This is a genomic window from Burkholderia sp. AU31624, assembly GCF_020420065.1.
Classification (GTDB): domain Bacteria; phylum Pseudomonadota; class Gammaproteobacteria; order Burkholderiales; family Burkholderiaceae; genus Burkholderia.
In genome coordinates this window covers 278,086-294,238 of record NZ_JAIZRT010000010.1, presented here as the reverse complement: position 1 = coordinate 294,238, position 16,153 = coordinate 278,086, and the positions used below count along the sequence as shown (strand labels likewise).

The window sequence follows — 16,153 nt, the reverse complement described above, 5'->3', positions numbered from 1 at the left end:
ACTTCGCCGTCTTCGTTAAGAATCGCTGCGTCGTCACAAGCAAGAACGTAACTATAACGATGTTTTTTCTAAAAGGGAATACTTTGATGAAGAAAATTTTCGAGACAAGGCATCGCGTCGCGTTCGCGGCGTGTTTACGATTGCCGCGACGTCGAGTATGAGCACAGCCCGAGCAGGCTTTCCTTATAGATCGAGTCCGGGAACGCGGCAATCGCCGCGGCTGCCGCCTGCGCTTCCTGGCGTGCGCATTCGAGCGTGTGATCCAGTGCGCCCGAGCGCGTGATTGCTTCGAAGATCGTGTCGAAGCGATCGGTGCCGCCCTGTTCGATCGCTTCGCGTGCCAGCGCCGACTGTTCGGGCGTGCCGCGTTCGATCAGATAGATGAGCGGCAGCGTCGGCTTGCCTTCGCGAAGGTCGTCGCCGGCATTCTTGCCCATTGCCTCGGCGGTGCCCGCGTAGTCGAGCCAGTCGTCCATGATCTGGAATGCAGTGCCGATCCGGCGGCCGTATTCGGCGGCGGCCGCCTCGGTCGGCGCATCGGCGCCCGCGAGTACCGCGCCCAGACGTGCCGAGGCCTCGAACAGCTTGGCCGTCTTGTAACGGATCACCTGCATGTAGCGCGTTTCGTCGACGTCCGCGTCGTGCATGTTGAGGAGCTGCAGCACCTCGCCTTCGGAAATGATCGTCGTCGCTTCCGACAGGATCTCCATCACGCGCATCTTGCCGACGCCGACCATCATCTCGAACGAGCGCGAATAGAGGTAGTCGCCTACCAGCACGCTCGCCGCGTTGCCGAACAGCGCATTGGCGGTCTGGCGGCCGCGGCGCAGCTCGGATTCGTCGACGACGTCGTCATGCAGCAGCGTGGCCGTGTGGATGAACTCGACGACGGCGGCCAGCACGTGCCGCTGGTGCGACGTCTCGCCGAGCGCGCCGGCGACGAGCAGCAGCAATGCCGGCCGCAGCCGCTTGCCGCCCGCGCCGATGATGTACTCGGCGATCTGGTTGATCAGCAGCACATCGGACGCGAGGCTTTGCCGGATAACGCGATTCACCTGCTCCATGTCAGTGGTGATCGGAGCGAGCAGATGGGCGGCGCTGAGGGTGGGGGAGGCGGTGGACGACGACATGATGATGGAATTGGGTGATGCCGCGGATTATAAGTCGAATCCGCGATATGCCGGTCTGTCAGACGTACCAGCGGCGCGATTTTGGCCGTCCGGTAGAGGCCCGCGCGCGGCAATCGGCGATCGGCTTTGACTTAGGCGCTAAGCCCATGTATAATCACGTGTTTTCCGCGCGTGGTGTGCGGAAAAATTGGATCCAGAGTGAGGTTCTCAATGTACGCGGTCATAAAAACCGGCGGCAAGCAGTACAAGGTTGCCGTTGGCGAAAAACTCAAAGTAGAACAGATACCGGCTGACATTGACGCTGAAATCACGCTCGACCAGGTTCTCGCAGTGGGCGAAGGCGAATCGATTAAGTTCGGTACGCCGCTGGTCAGTGGGGCTTCCGTCAAGGCCACCGTTGTGTCGCACGGTCGTCATGCCAAGGTCACCATCTTCAAGATGCGTCGCCGGAAGCACTACCAAAAGCACGGCGGCCACCGCCAGAACTACACTGAGCTGCGCATCGACGCGATCAACGCGTAAGCGCCTCGGTAAAGGAGCAATCAGATGGCACACAAAAAGGCAGGCGGCTCTTCCCGGAACGGCCGCGACTCCGAGTCGAAACGTCTCGGCGTGAAAGTGTACGGCGGCCAGGCAATCAATGCCGGCGGCATCATCGTGCGTCAGCGCGGTACGCGCATGCACGCAGGCGAGAACGTCGGCATGGGCAAGGATCACACCCTGTTCGCGCTGGTCGACGGTCACGTCAAGTTCGCGACGAAGGGCGCGGACAAGAAGCATCTGGTCATCGTTGTCCCGGCGGCTGCCTAAGTTCAGGCACCCACGGGCTTCGTAGCCGAAAGGCCCCGCAGTCTTCGCGGGGCCTTTTTTTATTTGGCCGCCGGGCGCGTGTGCGTTCGGGCGGCCATCGCGCAACCGGCGTACGATCGGCCGAACGGCAGATTGTTCAAGCGCGCCGGCGCGCGGCACAATAGCGGAAATACTGGGCGGAGTGACGAATGAAGTTCATTGACGAAGCACGAATCGAAGTCATCGCCGGAGACGGAGGCGATGGCAGTGCGTCGATGCGCCGCGAGAAATTCGTCCCGTTCGGCGGGCCGGACGGCGGCGACGGCGGCCGGGGCGGTAGCGTATACGCGATCGCCGACCGCAACATCAACACGCTGATCGACTACCGTTACGCGAAGAAGCACCTGGCGCGCAACGGCGAAAACGGGCGCGGATCGGATTGCTACGGCAAGGGCGGCGACGATGTCACGCTGCGCATGCCGGTCGGCACGATGATCAGCGACATGGATACCGGCGAGCTGATCGCCGACCTGACCGAGCACGACCAGCAGGTCATGCTTGCACAGGGCGGCGCCGGCGGGCTCGGCAACCTGCATTTCAAGTCGAGCACGAACCGCGCGCCGCGCCAGAAGACGGACGGCAAGCCCGGCGAGCGTCGCATGCTGAAGCTCGAGCTGAAGGTGCTCGCCGATGTCGGCCTGCTCGGCATGCCGAACGCAGGCAAGTCGACGTTCATCTCGTCGGTGTCGAACGCGCGGCCGAAGATTGCCGACTATCCGTTCACGACGCTTGCGCCGAATCTCGGCGTGGTGCGCGTCGGTCCGAGCAAGAGCTTCGTGATCGCCGACATCCCGGGGCTGATCGAGGGCGCCGCCGAAGGCGCGGGCCTCGGCCATCAGTTCCTGCGCCACCTGCAGCGCACCGGCGTGCTGCTGCATCTGGTCGATCTCGCGCCGTTCGACGAAAGCGTCGATCCGGTGGCGGAAGCGACGGCGATCGTCGGCGAGCTGCGCAAGTACGACGAGGCGCTCTACGAGAAGCCGCGCTGGCTCGTGCTCAACAAGCTCGACATGGTGCCGGAAGACGAGCGCAAGGCGCGGGTCGCGGATTTCCTCGAGCGCTTCGAGTGGGACGGTCCCGTGTTCGAGATCTCGGCACTGACGGGCCAGGGGTGTGAAGCGCTGTGCTACGCGATTTACGACTACCTCTCCGAACATTCGGACGCGCATCGCGCCGCGGAGGCGGAAGATCTCGCGGCAGACGTGCGTTTCCGCGATGCGCCGCCTGCCAAGGGCGATGCAGCGCCGGGCGACGACGCCTGAGCGATTCCGGAACGCGCCGGGCGTGCCGCCCGGCGCCGGCGTTCAATCGCGCCCGGTCGGAAAGGCAGCAGATACAGGAGACAGTGCAGGATGCGTTCGATCATCGCGGATTCGAAGCGATTGGTGGTGAAGGTGGGCTCCAGCCTCGTGACCAACGACGGCAAGGGGCTCGATCATGCGGCAATCGGCCGTTGGGCGGCCCAGATCGCCGCACTGCGCGCGCAGGGCAAGGAAGTCGTGCTCGTCAGTTCGGGCGCGATTGCCGAAGGGATGCAGCGGCTCGGCTGGAGCAAGCGACCACGGGAAATCGACGAGTTGCAGGCCGCCGCCGCAGTCGGCCAGATGGGGCTCGCGCAGGTCTATGAAAGCCGCTTCACCGAGCACGACATCCGCACCGCGCAGATCCTGCTGACGCATGCCGACCTGGCGGACCGCGAGCGTTACCTGAATGCGCGTTCGACGATGCTGACGCTGTTGCGGCTTGGCGTCGTGCCGATCATCAACGAGAACGACACGGTCGTCACCGACGAAATCAAGTTCGGCGACAACGATACGCTCGGCGCGCTCGTTGCAAACCTGATCGAAGGCGATGCTCTGATCATCCTGACCGACCAGTCGGGGCTGTTCACGGCCGATCCGCGCAAGGATCCGAACGCGACGCTCGTTGCGGAAGCCAATGCAGGCGCGCCGGAACTCGAGGCGATGGCCGGCGGCGCCGGCTCCAGCCTGGGTCGTGGCGGGATGCTGACGAAGATCCTCGCGGCGAAGCGCGCGGCGCACAGCGGCGCGAACACCGTGATCGCGAGCGGCCGGGAGGCCGACGTGCTCGTGCGTCTGGCGGCCGGTGAGGCGATCGGCACGCAACTGATCGCACGTACCGCGCGGATGGCGGCGCGCAAGCAGTGGATGGCCGACCATCTTCAGGTGCGCGGCCATGTCGTGATCGACGCAGGCGCGGTCGAGAAGCTGACGGCCGGCGGCAAGAGCCTGCTGCCGATCGGCGTGATCGACGTGCAGGGCGCGTTCGCGCGCGGCGAAGTCATCGCGTGTGTCGGCCCCGACGGGCGCGAAGTGGCGCGTGGGCTCACGAACTACAGCAGCGCGGAGACGAAACTGATTCACCGCAAGCCGAGCGGCGAGATCGAATCCGTGCTCGGCTACATGCTGGAGCCCGAATTGATCCATCGCGACAACCTGGTGCTCGTGTGACCATTCGTGCCGGTTCCGGCCGTCAAACGAAAAAGCCCGCGTGATGCGGGCTTTTTTCATGCGACGAACAGGGGCGCGGTGGGCGCCGCGCGCCGTCAGCGCAACTGGCTCATCGCGGTGCGGTGAAACCGGATGTTCTCCAGGATCTGCTGGGTCGAGCCCTGCGGCATCTTGTTCGCGCAGAAGTAGTCCTGATAGAGCGCCGAGTGGTAGGCATTCAGTTCGCCGTTCTCGATGCGCCGCCAGTCGTTCTCGACGGTGCGGTCCCAGCCGTCGTGTTCCGAATTCAGGCCGGCGTACTGACGCCATTCGTAGGTGTCGCAACGGATGCCTTCGTAGTTCACGTTGCGCGCACCGGCCGGGCTCGTGATGACGACCGCGTAGCGCACGACGCCATCGGTGCCGACCGCCAGCGACTTCGCATCGACGAAGAACTTGAGCGGCGTGTTCTGCGATACGTTGAACGGCAGCAGGTCGCCCGTCTGCGGCAGCGGCGGCAGCGAGTCGACCGTGTTTTCCTTCCACGTGCCCTGGCGGTCCAGCAGATACACGAACTCGCTGTCATCCTTGTTGGTGGGCGTCTTCGAATTCGCGCAACCTGCCAGCGTGGCCACCGCGGTAATCGATGCGAGCGCGAGAGCAATCGCTTTCAATATGCATTCCTCGTAAAAAAGGGCGCGACACCAAGGTCGCGCCCGGTCATGCAGTTCGATTCGTCATTTGCCGACGATCACGTGGGGCGGCATTTCGTCGAGCGTGCCCGCTTCCACTTCGATCTCCGAACAGACTACCGATGTGTCGACAATCGTCAGCGTCTGCTGGGCCTCTACGCCAATGACGCGCGGATAGCGCGACAGACGCGGCCCACGCGGCTTCTCGGCTCGCTGCGCCGGGCGGCGCAGGAAGCGCGACAGTTCCGTCAGCGCCAACTGATAGACATCCCGCTTGAACTCGATCACCGCATCGAGCGGCACCCAGTACTCGTTCCAGCGCCACGCATCGAACTCCGGGTGGTCGGTCGCGCGCAAGCAAATGTCGCAATCGCGTCCAACCATCCGCAGCAGGAACCAGATCTGCTTCTGGCCGCGGTAATGACCGCGTACTTCGCGTTTAATGAACTTGTCAGGCACCTCATAACGCAACCAGTCGCGTGTGCGGCCGATTATCTTGACGTGTTCCGGGTGCAGGCCCGTTTCCTCGTGCAGTTCCCGGTACATCGCCTGCATGGGGGTCTCGCCGTACTTGATCCCACCTTGAGGAAACTGCCAGGAATGCTCGCGGAGCCGCTTGCCCCAAAACACCTCGTTGCGCGCGTTCAAGAGGATGATGCCGACGTTCGGGCGAAAGCCTTCACGATCCAGCATACAACCACCTTCGAATCCTTTAAAATTGCTTTGATTATAAACAGATAACGGGCGCTGCGCACCGTGACGGAGCGAATCCGCGCGGGGCACACCGGCTGAATTGTCCCTGATTAGTCTGCTACGTCATCTGCGCCATCGCTGTTCGTCGCGCGCAGCTTTTTCACCTTGAAACTTTTTCGGGCGCCCCGCCTGGGGGCGCCGTTTTTGGAACCGTCCGCATGAAAGCTTCCCGTTTCTTTATCGGCACCCTGAAAGAAGCACCCGCCGACGCAGAGATCGTCAGCCACAAGCTGATGGTGCGCGCCGGCATGATCCGTCGCGTCGCCGGCGGCATCTATAACTACCTGCCGGTCGGCCTGCGTTCGATTCGCAAGGTCGAGGCGATCGTGCGCGAGGAAATGAACCGGGCGGGCGCCATCGAGTTGCTGATGCCGGCCGTGCAACCGGCCGAACTGTGGCAGGAATCGGGCCGCTGGGAGCAGTACGGCCCCGAGCTGCTGCGCTTCAAGGACCGCAAGGACAACGACTTCGTGATCGGGCCGACGCACGAGGAAGTCATCACCGACATCGCGCGCAACCAGATCAAGAGCTACCGGCAGATGCCGGTGAACTTCTACCAGATCCAGACGAAGTTCCGCGACGAGATCCGTCCGCGCTTCGGCGTGATGCGCGGCCGCGAATTCATCATGAAGGACGCGTACTCGTTCGACAAGGACGCGGCCGGCCTGAACGAGTCGTATCGCAAGATGTACGACGCGTATGTGCGCATCTTCACGCGCCTCGGCCTCGAGTTCCGCGCGGTCGCGGCCGACAGCGGCTCGATCGGCGGCAACTTCTCGCACGAATTCCACGTGATCGCCGACACCGGTGAAGACGCGATCGCGTACTGCCCGACGTCCGAATTCGCGGCGAACATCGAGGCGGCCGAAGCGCTGCCGCTGATCGTCGAACGCGCGGCGCCGGCCGAAGCGATGGAGAAGGTCGCGACGCCCGGCAAGGCGAAGTGCGAAGCCGTCGCCGAGCTGCTGGCCATCCCGCTCGAGCGCACGATCAAGTCGATCGTGCTCGCGACCGACAACGAAGGCGCCGAGCCGACCATCTGGCTCGTGATGCTGCGCGGCGATCACGACCTGAACGAGATCAAGGTGTCGAAGCTGCCGGGCCTGAAGAACCACCGCTTCGCGACCGAGCAGGAAATCGTCGAGTGGTTCGGCACGCCGCCGGGCTATCTCGGCCCGGTCGGCACGAAGAAACCCGTGAAGGTGATCGCGGACCGCACGGTCGCGAACATGAGCGACTTCGTCGTCGGCGCGAACGAGGTCGACTACCACATCGCTGGCGTGAACTGGGGCCGCGACCTGCCCGAGCCGGACGTCGCCGACGTGCGCAACGTGAAGAAGGGCGACCCGTCGCCGGACGGCAAGGGTGTGATCGACATCTGCCGCGGCATCGAAGTCGGCCACGTGTTCCAGCTCGGCACCAAGTATTCGGAAGCGATGGGTGCGACGTTCCTCGACGAGTCGGGCAAGCCGCAGCCGATGCTGATGGGCTGCTACGGCGTCGGCGTCACGCGCATTCTCGGCGCGGCGATCGAACAGAACTTCGACGACCGCGGCATCATCTGGCCCGAGTCGATCGCGCCGTTCGAAGTCGTGCTGTGCCCGATGGGCTATGACCGCAGCGACATGGTGCGCGAGACCGCCGACAAGCTGTACGCGGAACTCGTCGCAGCCGGCATCGACGTGATCCTCGACGATCGCGGCGAGCGCCCGGGCGTGATGTTCGCCGACTGGGAACTGGTCGGCGTGCCGCATCGCCTCGTGATCGGCGAGCGCGGCCTGAAGGAAGGCAAGATCGAGTATCAGGGCCGCCGCGACGCCGAAGCGACGCTGCTGCCGGCCGACGCGGCTGCGGCGACGGTCGCGGAGAAGATCCGCGCCGCGCTCGCGCGCTAAGCGCACCGACCGGGGAACGCGGTGGAATACACCTTCCTGTCGGCCACCGTGCTCCTGGTGCTGATCACCGATCCGCTCGGCAATATCCCGCTGTTCATTTCGGCGATGCGGGATGTGCCGCGCGAGCGGCGCGTGAAGCTGATCCTGCGTGAAGTGGGGATCGCGTTCGTGATCCTGCTGTTCTTCATGCTGGTCGGCGACCGTTTCCTGCGGATGATGAGCCTCACCGACCTGTCGCTGCGGCTCGGCGGCGGGATCGTGCTGTTCCTGATCGCGCTGCGGATGATCTTCCCGCATCCGGACGGCGCGCTCGGCAACGATCCGCGTGCGGGCGGCGAGCCGTTCATCGTGCCGCTCGCGATTCCGGCGCTCGCCGGGCCGTCCGCGCTCGCGACGGTGATGCTGCTGACGTCGCAGGGGCCCGGCAAGATGCTCGAGTGGGTCGGCGCGCTGACGGTCACGATGATCGTCTGCGCGGTGACGCTGGTGCTGGCCGAGCGGATCCAGCAATGGATCGGCGAGCGGACCGTCGCGGCGTTCGAGCGGCTGATGGGCCTCGTGCTCGTCGCGATTTCGGTCGAGATGATGCTGGGCGGAGTCCGCGCGTTCGTGCACCAGCTGTAGGGCGGGGCGGCGCACACCCAAGACGCCGAAAAAAAGCGGCGCTCCGGGAAACCGGAGCGCCGCTTTCTATTTATATAGTGCGGAGCGGGGTGCTCAGACGTTCGTGGTCAGCGCACGGATCGTCGGCAGGTTGCGCCAGTAGCCCTTCGCATCCATCCCGCAGCCGAACACGTAGCGGTCCGGCACCGCGAAGCCGCAGAAGTCGGGGTGCAGCGGCTTGGCCTTCGCGAGCGTCTTCTCGCACAGCACGGCCGACATGAAGCGCTTGGCGCCCATGTCGAGAATGCGGTCGCGGATCGCGGCCATCGTCTCGCCTTCGTCGAGGATGTCGTCGAGCACGAGCACGATCCGGTCCTTTACCGATTCGCGCGGCGCGACGCGCCAGTGCATCTCCGGGCTGCCCTGCGTCGTGTTGCGGTAGCGGGTCAGGTGGATGTAGTCGAATTCCAGCGGGAAATCGAGATGCGGCAGCAGCATCCCGGTAAACACCGCGGCGCCGCCCATCACCGAGAGAACGAGCGGGAACGCGTCGCCGATCTCGGCGCGGATCGCGTCGGCCATCTTGGAGATCGACGCGTTGACGGCGTCCGCCGAGACGATCTCTTCGGAGTGGTTGAAAATGTGGAGGGCTTCTTCGCGGTTCATGTGTTCTGGCGGGCAGTCGGTATACAAATAAGAATGAAGCAGAACGGCCGCCGCGCGCTACAGCAAAAACCCGCGCGCCGGCCGATGGGCGGAATCAGCGCATGCCGGGCATCATGCCCTTCAGGCCGCGCATCATCTTCTGCATGTTGCCGCCCTTCAGCTTCTTCATCATCGTACGCATCTGGTCGTACTGGTTCAGCATCCGGTTGACTTCCTGCACCGGCACGCCCGCGCCGGCTGCAATGCGGCGCTTGCGCGTCGCCTTGATGATCTCGGGTTTCGCGCGCTCGGCCGGCGTCATCGAGCTGATGATGCCTTCCATCCGGCGGATCGACTTCTCGGCCTGGCCCATGTCGGCGCCGGCCGCCGCCTGCTGGAACTGCGCAGGGAGCTTATCCATCAGCGACGACAGGCCGCCCATGTTCTTCATCTGCGAGATCTGCGCGCGGAAATCGTTCAGGTCGAAGTCGCCGCCTTTCTTGACCTTGTCGGCGAGCTTCTGCGCGGCCTGCACGTCGACGCCGCGCTGCGCCTCCTCGACGAGCGCGAGGATGTCGCCCATGCCGAGGATCCGGTTCGCCATCCGGTCGGGGTGGAACACCTCGAGGCCGTCGAGCTTCTCGGCGACACCGACGAACTTGATCGGCTTGCCCGTGACGTGACGCACCGACAGCGCGGCGCCGCCGCGCGAGTCGCCGTCGAGCTTGGTCAGCACGACGCCGGTGAGCGGCAGCGTGTCGTTGAACGCCTTCGCGGTGTTGACCGCGTCCTGGCCGAGCATCGCGTCGACGACGAACAGCGTTTCGGCCGGCTTCAGCGTGCCGTGCAGCGCGGCGATTTCCTGCATCATCGCCTCGTCGATGCCGAGGCGGCCGGCCGTATCGACGATCAGCACGTCGTGGTAGTGGCGCTTCGCCCAGTCGACGGCCGCGATCGCGATGTCGACGGGCTTCTGGTCCGGCGTGGACGGGAAGAAGTCGGCGCCGACCTGTTCGCTCACCGTTTTCAGCTGCATGATCGCGGCCGGGCGATACACGTCGCACGACACGGTCAGCACCTTCTTCTTGTACTTCTCGCGCAGCAGCTTCGCGAGCTTGCCGGCGGTCGTGGTCTTGCCCGCGCCCTGCAGGCCGGCCATCAGGATCACGGCGGGCGGCGTGACCGCGAGGTTCAGCTCGGCGGCCTTGCCTTCGTAGTCGCCGCCGATCACGGCGGTCAGTTCCTTCTGGACCACGCCGACCAGCGCCTGACCCGGCGACAGGCTGCTGATCACTTCTTCGCCGAGCGCCTTTTCCTTGACCTTGGCGATGAATTCGCGGACGACCGGCAGCGAAACGTCGGCCTCCAGCAGGGCGAGACGCACCTCGCGGAGCATCTCCTGGGTGTTCGCCTCGGTAAGCCGGGCCTCGCCGCGCAGCGTCTTGACGACGCGCGCCATCCGTTGAGTGAGATTGTCGAGCATGGGGAGCGATGGACAGTGGGGCCCGAAGGCGCGGCGGAACCGAACAAAGGGAGCCGTCGCGGGAAGGGGGCCTAGTGTAAACTTCGAACATGGATATTGTACTGTATGCCCTCACCGCATTCCTGTACGGCGGCCTCGCCGTCGCAGGCTGGCGCACGCACCGCCAGGGCGCGACGCCGCTCGTCGCGAGCGTGCCGGCCGTGCCGGTTCCCGCGTCCGCCGCGTCCGGGATGAGCGGGGCCGGCCGCGCGCTGCTGTTCGCCGCGCTGGTCGCGCACGGCGTGCTGCTCCACATGACGATCTTTCCGAACGACGCGATGGTGTTCGGCTTCGCATTCGCGCTGTCCGCGATGTTCTGGCTCGGCGCCGGCATCTACTGGATCGAGAGCTTCTTCTTCCCGCTCGACAGCCTGCGCCTGCTGGTACTGCCGCTCGCGTGCGGCGCGTCGCTGCTGCCGCTCGTGTTCGGCGGCGTGCGGGTGCTTCCTTATGCCGCAGCGCCGCTGTTCAAGCTGCATTTCCTGATCGCGAACATCGCATACGGCCTGTTCGCGATCGCGGCGCTGCACGCGGTCCTGATGCTGATGGTCGAGCGGCGCCTGCAGTCGCTGAGGAGCGGCGGGCGCGACGGCTCGACGGGCTGGATCGCGAGCTGGCTCGAGACGCTGCCGCCGCTGCTCACGCTCGAGAAGCTGCTGTTCCGCCTGATCGGCGCCGGCTTCGTGCTGCTCACGCTGACGCTCGCGTCGGGCATCCTGTTCAGCGAGCAGGTCGACGCGCGCGCGCTGCGCCTCGACCACAAGACGGTATTCGCGATCCTGTCGTGGCTGATGTTCGGCGGCCTGCTGATCGCCCGCAAGACGTCGGGCTGGCGTGGCCGCGGTGCCGCGCGCTGGGTGCTCGTGTCGTTCGCCGCGCTGCTGCTCGCGTATGTCGGCAGCCGGTTCGTTTTCGAGGTGCTGCTGCACCGTTCCGTGGTTTGAACGCAGGTTTCCGATGCGACAGATTCTTCTCCTGATTCTTCTCTTCTTCGCGGGCTCGTGGATCGCGCGCAAGCTGCGCCAGGCCCAGGAGCACGCGCAGGCGCGCACCGGCCGCGGCGCCGGTTACGACGGCATGCCCGGCGCCGGCGGCGCGGGTTCGGGGCGCCCGAACGGCGACGCGCGGGCGCTGCCCGAGCCGATGGTGCGCTGCGCCGAATGCGGCGTGCATGCGCCGAAGGGCGACGCCGTCGCCGCGGGCGGTGAATACTTCTGCAGTGCCGAGCACGCGCAGCGCCACGCCGCGCGGTCGAGCGGTCGCGACGCACGATGAGCGACGCGCAGGTGCTGTCGGTCGACACGCACGGCTGGGTGCGCGAAGCGCGCCATGCGCCGTCGCCGAACTTCGAGGTGCGGCCCGCGGGCGCGGTGCCGACCCTCGTGGTCGTCCACAACATCAGCCTGCCGCCCGGCGAATTCGGCGGTGACGCGATCGAGGCGCTGTTCCTGAATCGTCTCGACTGCGATGCGCACCCCTATTACCAGAGCCACCTGCGCGACGTGCGCGTGTCCGCGCACTTCCTGATCCGCCGCAACGGCGAACTCGTGCAGTTCGTGTCGTGCGACGAGCGTGCGTGGCATGCGGGCTCGTCCGAGTTCTTCGGCCGGGCGCGCTGCAATGATTTCTCGATCGGCATCGAACTCGAGGGCGCGGACGACGTGCCGTTCGACGACGCGCAGTACGCCATGCTCGCCGCGCTCTCCCGCGCGCTCGCGGCACGCTACCCGGTCGACGCATTCGCGGGGCACTCGGACGTCGCGCCGGGCCGCAAGACCGACCCTGGCCCGCATTTCGATTGGCAACGCTTTGCGAGCGATGCCGGTTTTTCCGCCGAATACTTTCCTTTCCGTCAGCACTGATCGCAGGGTTTTTGAGGGCGCGAAATTTTTTTTCCCGACCAATGCCTTGTCGCGTCTGAGCCTGCGCGGGGTGGGGGTGATGTCAATACCTCCATCGCAAATTATCCATTTTGATGTGCTCCGAATGTCCACTATACTTGGTGCCAGTTGAGCATTTCTGCACTAGATATAGTGTGTGTCGCAGGGGAAACCCGAGCGGCACCGGCCGGCGGGCAACGCCGGCGGACAGGGTTCTCAGGGCGGCGCGTCAGGCCGGGCGGTCCGGGCGTCGCGATCAGCGCAGCGAACATCGACGGGGCAGGGTACACATGACGAAGCACACGACCGGATCGGTTGTCGCGCATCGACCGAACCGGCTTCCCCGGCGCATCGCTCGCCTCTTACCGCTCGCGCACCGCGTTGCGCAGCGTTCGTTTTAATCCGCGGTTCTCTCCGCACCATCCAACACCAGGAGCTTTGCACATGCAAACCACCGACAACGCGACGTCCCAGTACGAGAGCGCCTCGAGCCGTCCGCTCGGCGGGACCGAACAGGGCGCGAAGGCGCTCGCGCCGCAGGCCACGTTCGCCGACTACAAGGTGATCCGCCGCAACGGCAGCGTCGTCTCGTTCGAACCTTCGAAGATCGCGATTGCGGTGACCAAGGCTTTCCTGGCCGTCAATGGCGGGCAGGGTGCGGCATCGGCGCGCGTGCGCGAGCAGGTCGAGCAACTGACGCACAACGTCGTGCGCGCGCTCGTGCGCAGCCGCCCGAACGGCGGTACGTTCCATATCGAAGACATCCAGGACCAGGTCGAACTCGCGCTGATGCGCGGCGGCGAGCACAACGTCGCGCGTGCGTACGTGTTGTATCGCGAGAAGCGTCACCTCGAGCGCCAGCACGCGGGCGAGGACGTAGCGGCAGCCGGCGGCGAGGCGAGCACCGGCATCAACGTCGTCGACAACGGCGTCACGCGCCCGCTCGACCTGAACGCGCTGCGCGCGCTGATCGTGTCGGCATGCGACGGCCTCGGCGCTGCGGTTAACCCTGACCCGATCGTCGCCGAAACGGTGAAGAACCTGTACGACGGCGTGCCGATGAGCCAGGTCTACGACTCGGCGATCCTGGCTGCGCGCACGATGATCGAGAAGGATCCGGCATACAGCCAGGTCACGTCGCGCATCCTGCTGCACACGATCCGTCGCGAGATCCTCGGTGAGGAAGTGGTCCAGGCCGAGATGTCGACCCGTTACGCGGAATACTTCCCGCAGTTCCTGAAGCGCGGCGTCGACGCCGGCCTGCTCGACGACAAGCTGCTGCAGTTCGACCTGAAGCGCCTCGGCGAAGCGCTCGACGCGAACCGCGACCTGCAGTTCGGCTACCTCGGCCTGCAGACGCTGTACGACCGCTACTTCCTGCACGTCGAAGGCACCCGCATCGAAATGCCGCAGGCCTTCTTCATGCGCGTCGCGATGGGCCTGTCGCTGAACGAGATCGACCGCGAAACGCGCGCGATCGAGTTCTACAACGTGCTGTCCAGCTTCGACTTCATGAGCTCGACGCCGACGCTGTTCAACTCGGGCACGCACCGCTCGCAGTTGTCGTCGTGCTACCTGACGACCGTCGCGGACGATCTCGACGGCATCTATGAAGCGCTGAAGGAAAACGCGCTGCTGTCGAAGTTCGCCGGCGGCCTGGGCAACGACTGGACGCGCGTGCGTGCACTCGGCTCGCATATCAAGGGCACGAACGGCAAGTCGCAAGGCGTGGTTCCGTTCCTGAAGGTCGTCAACGACACGGCCGTCGCGGTCAACCAGGGCGGCAAGCGCAAGGGCGCGGTCTGCGCGTACCTCGAATCGTGGCACCTCGACATCGAGGAGTTCCTGGAGCTGCGCAAGAACACGGGCGACGATCGCCGCCGGACGCACGACATGAACACGGCGAACTGGATTCCCGACCTGTTCATGAAGCGCGTGATGGAAGGTGCGGACTGGACGCTGTTCTCGCCGTCGACCTGCCCGGACCTGCACGACAAGTTCGGCGCGGAATTCGAGAAGGCTTACACGGCTTACGAAGACAAGGTCGCGCGCGGCGAGATCAAGCTGTTCAAGAAGATCCCGGCGCAGCAACTCTGGCGCAAGATGCTCGGCATGCTGTTCGAGACGGGCCACCCGTGGATCACGTTCAAGGATCCGTGCAACGTGCGCTCGCCGCAGCAGCACGTCGGCGTCGTCCACTCGTCGAACCTGTGCACGGAAATCACGCTGAACACGAGCGACACCGAAATCGCGGTGTGCAACCTCGGCTCGGTGAACCTCGTCGCCCACCTGGTGAAGCAGGCCGACGGCAGCTACGCGCTCGACCACGACAAGCTGAAGCGCACGATCAGCGTCGCGATGCGCATGCTCGACAACGTGATCGACATCAACTACTACGCGGTGCCGAAGGCACGTAACTCGAACCTGAAGCACCGCCCGGTCGGCATGGGCATCATGGGCTTCCAGGACTGCCTGCACCTGCTGCGCACGCCGTACGCGTCGGAAGCGGCGGTCGAGTTCGCCGATCGTTCGATGGAAGCGGTCTGCTACTACGCGTACTACGCGTCGACCGAGCTGGCCGAAGAGCGCGGCCGCTACTCGAGCTACCGCGGCTCGCTGTGGGATCGCGGCATCCTCCCGCAGGACACGCTGAAGCTGCTGACGGAAGCACGCGGCGGCTACGTCGAGGTCGACACCTCCGAATCGCTCGACTGGACGTCGCTGCGTTCACGGATCGCCGCGCACGGCATGCGCAACTCGAACTGCGTCGCGATCGCGCCGACGGCGACGATCTCGAACATCATCGGCGTGTCGGCCTGTATCGAGCCGACCTTCCAGAACCTGTACGTGAAGTCGAACCTGTCGGGCGAATTCACGGTGGTGAACGAGTACCTGGTGCGCGACCTGAAGGAACGCGGCCTGTGGGACGAAGTGATGGTCGCCGACCTGAAGTACTTCGACGGCATGCTGTCGCGCATCGACCGCATCCCGGCCGACCTGCGCGCGATCTACGCGACCGCGTTCGAAGTCGACCCGACGTGGCTGGTCGAAGCGGCATCGCGTCGCCAGAAGTGGATCGACCAGGCGCAGTCGCTGAACATCTACATGGGCGGCGCGTCGGGCAAGAAGCTCGACGAGGTCTACAAGCTCGCATGGCTGCGTGGCCTGAAGACGACCTACTACCTCCGCACGATGGCGGCGACGCACGTCGAGAAGTCGACGGTCGCACACGGCGCGCTGAACGCCGTGCCGACGGGCGGCGGCTCGAGCAGCGGCGGCGCGCAAGGCGCAGCCGGCGGCTTCGGTGCGGCAGGTGGCGACGCGTCGTCGGGCGCGGTCAACGCGGCACCGGCACTCGCACCGGTCGAGGCAGATGGTCCGGTGTGCACGATGCGTCCGGGCGATCCTGGCTTCGACGAATGCGAAGCGTGCCAGTAACGCAGTGCGCCTGACCTGGGAAGCAGGTCAGCGCGGCGCACACGACGACCGATCGAGGTTGAAGTGTGCGCCGCTCTCAACTAAAAAAATGATAAGGAATCTGTAACGCGACACCTGCGTTGCAGGCAGTGACAAGCGATCGAAACATCCCCGACGACGTCGCGTTTCGATCAGCGTTCGATGCGTCGAGCGCACCTCGCGATACACGCGCGACGCACATCGCGCGCTGCATGAACGACGATGCGTTGCTCAAAGTGTTGTATCGAGGTCGCAACGCGAATCGAAAAAAGGATTTT

The 16,153-nt window shown here is 65.1% G+C and carries 15 protein-coding genes; 10 read left to right on the top strand and 5 right to left on the bottom strand.

Annotated elements, in window-relative coordinates; translation table 11 throughout:
• Positions 1-134 precede the first annotated feature (134 nt).
• On the bottom strand, positions 135-1,130 hold the full coding sequence (locus tag LGM89_RS31850; protein ID WP_089424435.1) for a polyprenyl synthetase family protein: 996 nt from the start codon (positions 1,128-1,130) through the stop codon (positions 135-137).
• A gap of 210 nt (positions 1,131-1,340) precedes the next feature.
• Between LGM89_RS31850 and rplU the strand changes: the two genes are divergently transcribed.
• The 4 genes from rplU (at position 1,341) to proB (ending at position 4,450) form a co-directional block, all read left to right on the top strand.
• A complete protein-coding gene (rplU, locus tag LGM89_RS31845; protein ID WP_006025184.1) occupies positions 1,341-1,652 on the top strand; it encodes a 50S ribosomal protein L21 in 312 nt (103 codons plus the stop codon).
• Positions 1,653-1,676: 24 nt separating this feature from the next.
• Positions 1,677-1,940, top strand: coding sequence for a 50S ribosomal protein L27 (gene rpmA, locus LGM89_RS31840; protein ID WP_006476999.1), 264 nt, complete (start codon positions 1,677-1,679; stop codon positions 1,938-1,940).
• Positions 1,941-2,128: 188 nt separating this feature from the next.
• Positions 2,129-3,241: a GTPase ObgE gene (gene obgE / locus LGM89_RS31835; RefSeq protein WP_089455548.1), complete on the top strand. Its 1,113-nt coding sequence runs from the start codon at positions 2,129-2,131 to the stop codon at positions 3,239-3,241.
• Positions 3,242-3,331: 90 nt separating this feature from the next.
• Complete coding sequence (proB, locus tag LGM89_RS31830; protein WP_039353092.1) at positions 3,332-4,450, top strand: glutamate 5-kinase; 1,119 nt, start codon at positions 3,332-3,334, stop codon at positions 4,448-4,450.
• Between the two features lie 95 nt (positions 4,451-4,545).
• On the opposite strand, the gene LGM89_RS31825 is transcribed toward proB, so the two are convergent.
• Both LGM89_RS31825 and LGM89_RS31820 read right to left on the bottom strand, forming a co-directional pair.
• Positions 4,546-5,103: a CNP1-like family protein gene (locus LGM89_RS31825; protein WP_226275067.1), complete on the bottom strand. Its 558-nt coding sequence runs from the start codon at positions 5,101-5,103 to the stop codon at positions 4,546-4,548.
• A 63-nt stretch (positions 5,104-5,166) separates the two neighbouring features.
• Positions 5,167-5,814, bottom strand: coding sequence for an RNA pyrophosphohydrolase (locus LGM89_RS31820; RefSeq protein ID WP_039353086.1), 648 nt, complete (start codon positions 5,812-5,814; stop codon positions 5,167-5,169).
• A gap of 218 nt (positions 5,815-6,032) precedes the next feature.
• Between LGM89_RS31820 and LGM89_RS31815 the strand changes: the two genes are divergently transcribed.
• Together LGM89_RS31815 and LGM89_RS31810 are read left to right on the top strand one after the other, a co-directional pair.
• Positions 6,033-7,769, top strand: coding sequence for a proline--tRNA ligase (locus LGM89_RS31815; RefSeq protein WP_226275065.1), 1,737 nt, complete (start codon positions 6,033-6,035; stop codon positions 7,767-7,769).
• A gap of 21 nt (positions 7,770-7,790) precedes the next feature.
• Positions 7,791-8,393: a MarC family protein gene (locus tag LGM89_RS31810; RefSeq protein WP_011350864.1), complete on the top strand. Its 603-nt coding sequence runs from the start codon at positions 7,791-7,793 to the stop codon at positions 8,391-8,393.
• Positions 8,394-8,486: 93 nt separating this feature from the next.
• Here the strand turns inward: LGM89_RS31810 and LGM89_RS31805 are convergent, their stop codons facing one another.
• Entirely contained in the window at positions 8,487-9,038 is a 552-nt protein-coding gene (locus LGM89_RS31805; protein ID WP_089424439.1) for a hypoxanthine-guanine phosphoribosyltransferase, read from the bottom strand.
• Between the two features lie 94 nt (positions 9,039-9,132).
• Positions 9,133-10,500: a signal recognition particle protein gene (ffh, locus tag LGM89_RS31800; RefSeq protein ID WP_089424440.1), complete on the bottom strand. Its 1,368-nt coding sequence runs from the start codon at positions 10,498-10,500 to the stop codon at positions 9,133-9,135.
• Positions 10,501-10,589: 89 nt separating this feature from the next.
• Here ffh and LGM89_RS31795 point away from each other — a divergent pair, with 89 nt between their 5' ends.
• From LGM89_RS31795 to LGM89_RS31780, 4 genes are all read left to right on the top strand, one after another.
• On the top strand, positions 10,590-11,483 hold the full coding sequence (locus tag LGM89_RS31795; protein ID WP_089494055.1) for an inner membrane protein YpjD: 894 nt from the start codon (positions 10,590-10,592) through the stop codon (positions 11,481-11,483).
• A gap of 13 nt (positions 11,484-11,496) precedes the next feature.
• On the top strand, positions 11,497-11,814 hold the full coding sequence (locus tag LGM89_RS31790) for a PP0621 family protein (RefSeq protein WP_089430577.1): 318 nt from the start codon (positions 11,497-11,499) through the stop codon (positions 11,812-11,814).
• Positions 11,811-12,401, top strand: a complete 591-nt coding sequence (gene ampD / locus LGM89_RS31785; protein ID WP_089494056.1) for a 1,6-anhydro-N-acetylmuramyl-L-alanine amidase AmpD — start codon at positions 11,811-11,813, stop codon at positions 12,399-12,401. The genes LGM89_RS31790 and ampD overlap by 4 nt, the downstream gene beginning before the upstream one ends.
• Before the next feature lie 462 nt (positions 12,402-12,863).
• Positions 12,864-15,857 carry a ribonucleoside-diphosphate reductase subunit alpha gene (locus tag LGM89_RS31780; protein ID WP_226275062.1) on the top strand — a complete coding sequence of 998 codons (2,994 nt, stop codon included), beginning with the start codon at positions 12,864-12,866 and terminating at the stop codon, positions 15,855-15,857.
• Positions 15,858-16,153 lie beyond the last annotated feature (296 nt).

Coding starts and splice junctions, on each gene's coding strand:
- LGM89_RS31795 (WP_089494055.1), top strand. CDS start 10,590: ATGGATATTGTACTGTATGCCCTCACCGCATTCCTGTACGGCGGCCTC.
- ampD (WP_089494056.1), top strand. CDS start 11,811: ATGAGCGACGCGCAGGTGCTGTCGGTCGACACGCACGGCTGGGTGCGC.
- rpmA (WP_006476999.1), top strand. CDS start 1,677: ATGGCACACAAAAAGGCAGGCGGCTCTTCCCGGAACGGCCGCGACTCC.
- LGM89_RS31815 (WP_226275065.1), top strand. CDS start 6,033: ATGAAAGCTTCCCGTTTCTTTATCGGCACCCTGAAAGAAGCACCCGCC.
- LGM89_RS31790 (WP_089430577.1), top strand. CDS start 11,497: ATGCGACAGATTCTTCTCCTGATTCTTCTCTTCTTCGCGGGCTCGTGG.
- rplU (WP_006025184.1), top strand. CDS start 1,341: ATGTACGCGGTCATAAAAACCGGCGGCAAGCAGTACAAGGTTGCCGTT.
- obgE (WP_089455548.1), top strand. CDS start 2,129: ATGAAGTTCATTGACGAAGCACGAATCGAAGTCATCGCCGGAGACGGA.
- ffh (WP_089424440.1), bottom strand. CDS start 10,500: ATGCTCGACAATCTCACTCAACGGATGGCGCGCGTCGTCAAGACGCTG.
- LGM89_RS31850 (WP_089424435.1), bottom strand. CDS start 1,130: ATGTCGTCGTCCACCGCCTCCCCCACCCTCAGCGCCGCCCATCTGCTC.
- LGM89_RS31805 (WP_089424439.1), bottom strand. CDS start 9,038: ATGAACCGCGAAGAAGCCCTCCACATTTTCAACCACTCCGAAGAGATC.
- LGM89_RS31820 (WP_039353086.1), bottom strand. CDS start 5,814: ATGCTGGATCGTGAAGGCTTTCGCCCGAACGTCGGCATCATCCTCTTG.
- proB (WP_039353092.1), top strand. CDS start 3,332: ATGCGTTCGATCATCGCGGATTCGAAGCGATTGGTGGTGAAGGTGGGC.
- LGM89_RS31780 (WP_226275062.1), top strand. CDS start 12,864: ATGCAAACCACCGACAACGCGACGTCCCAGTACGAGAGCGCCTCGAGC.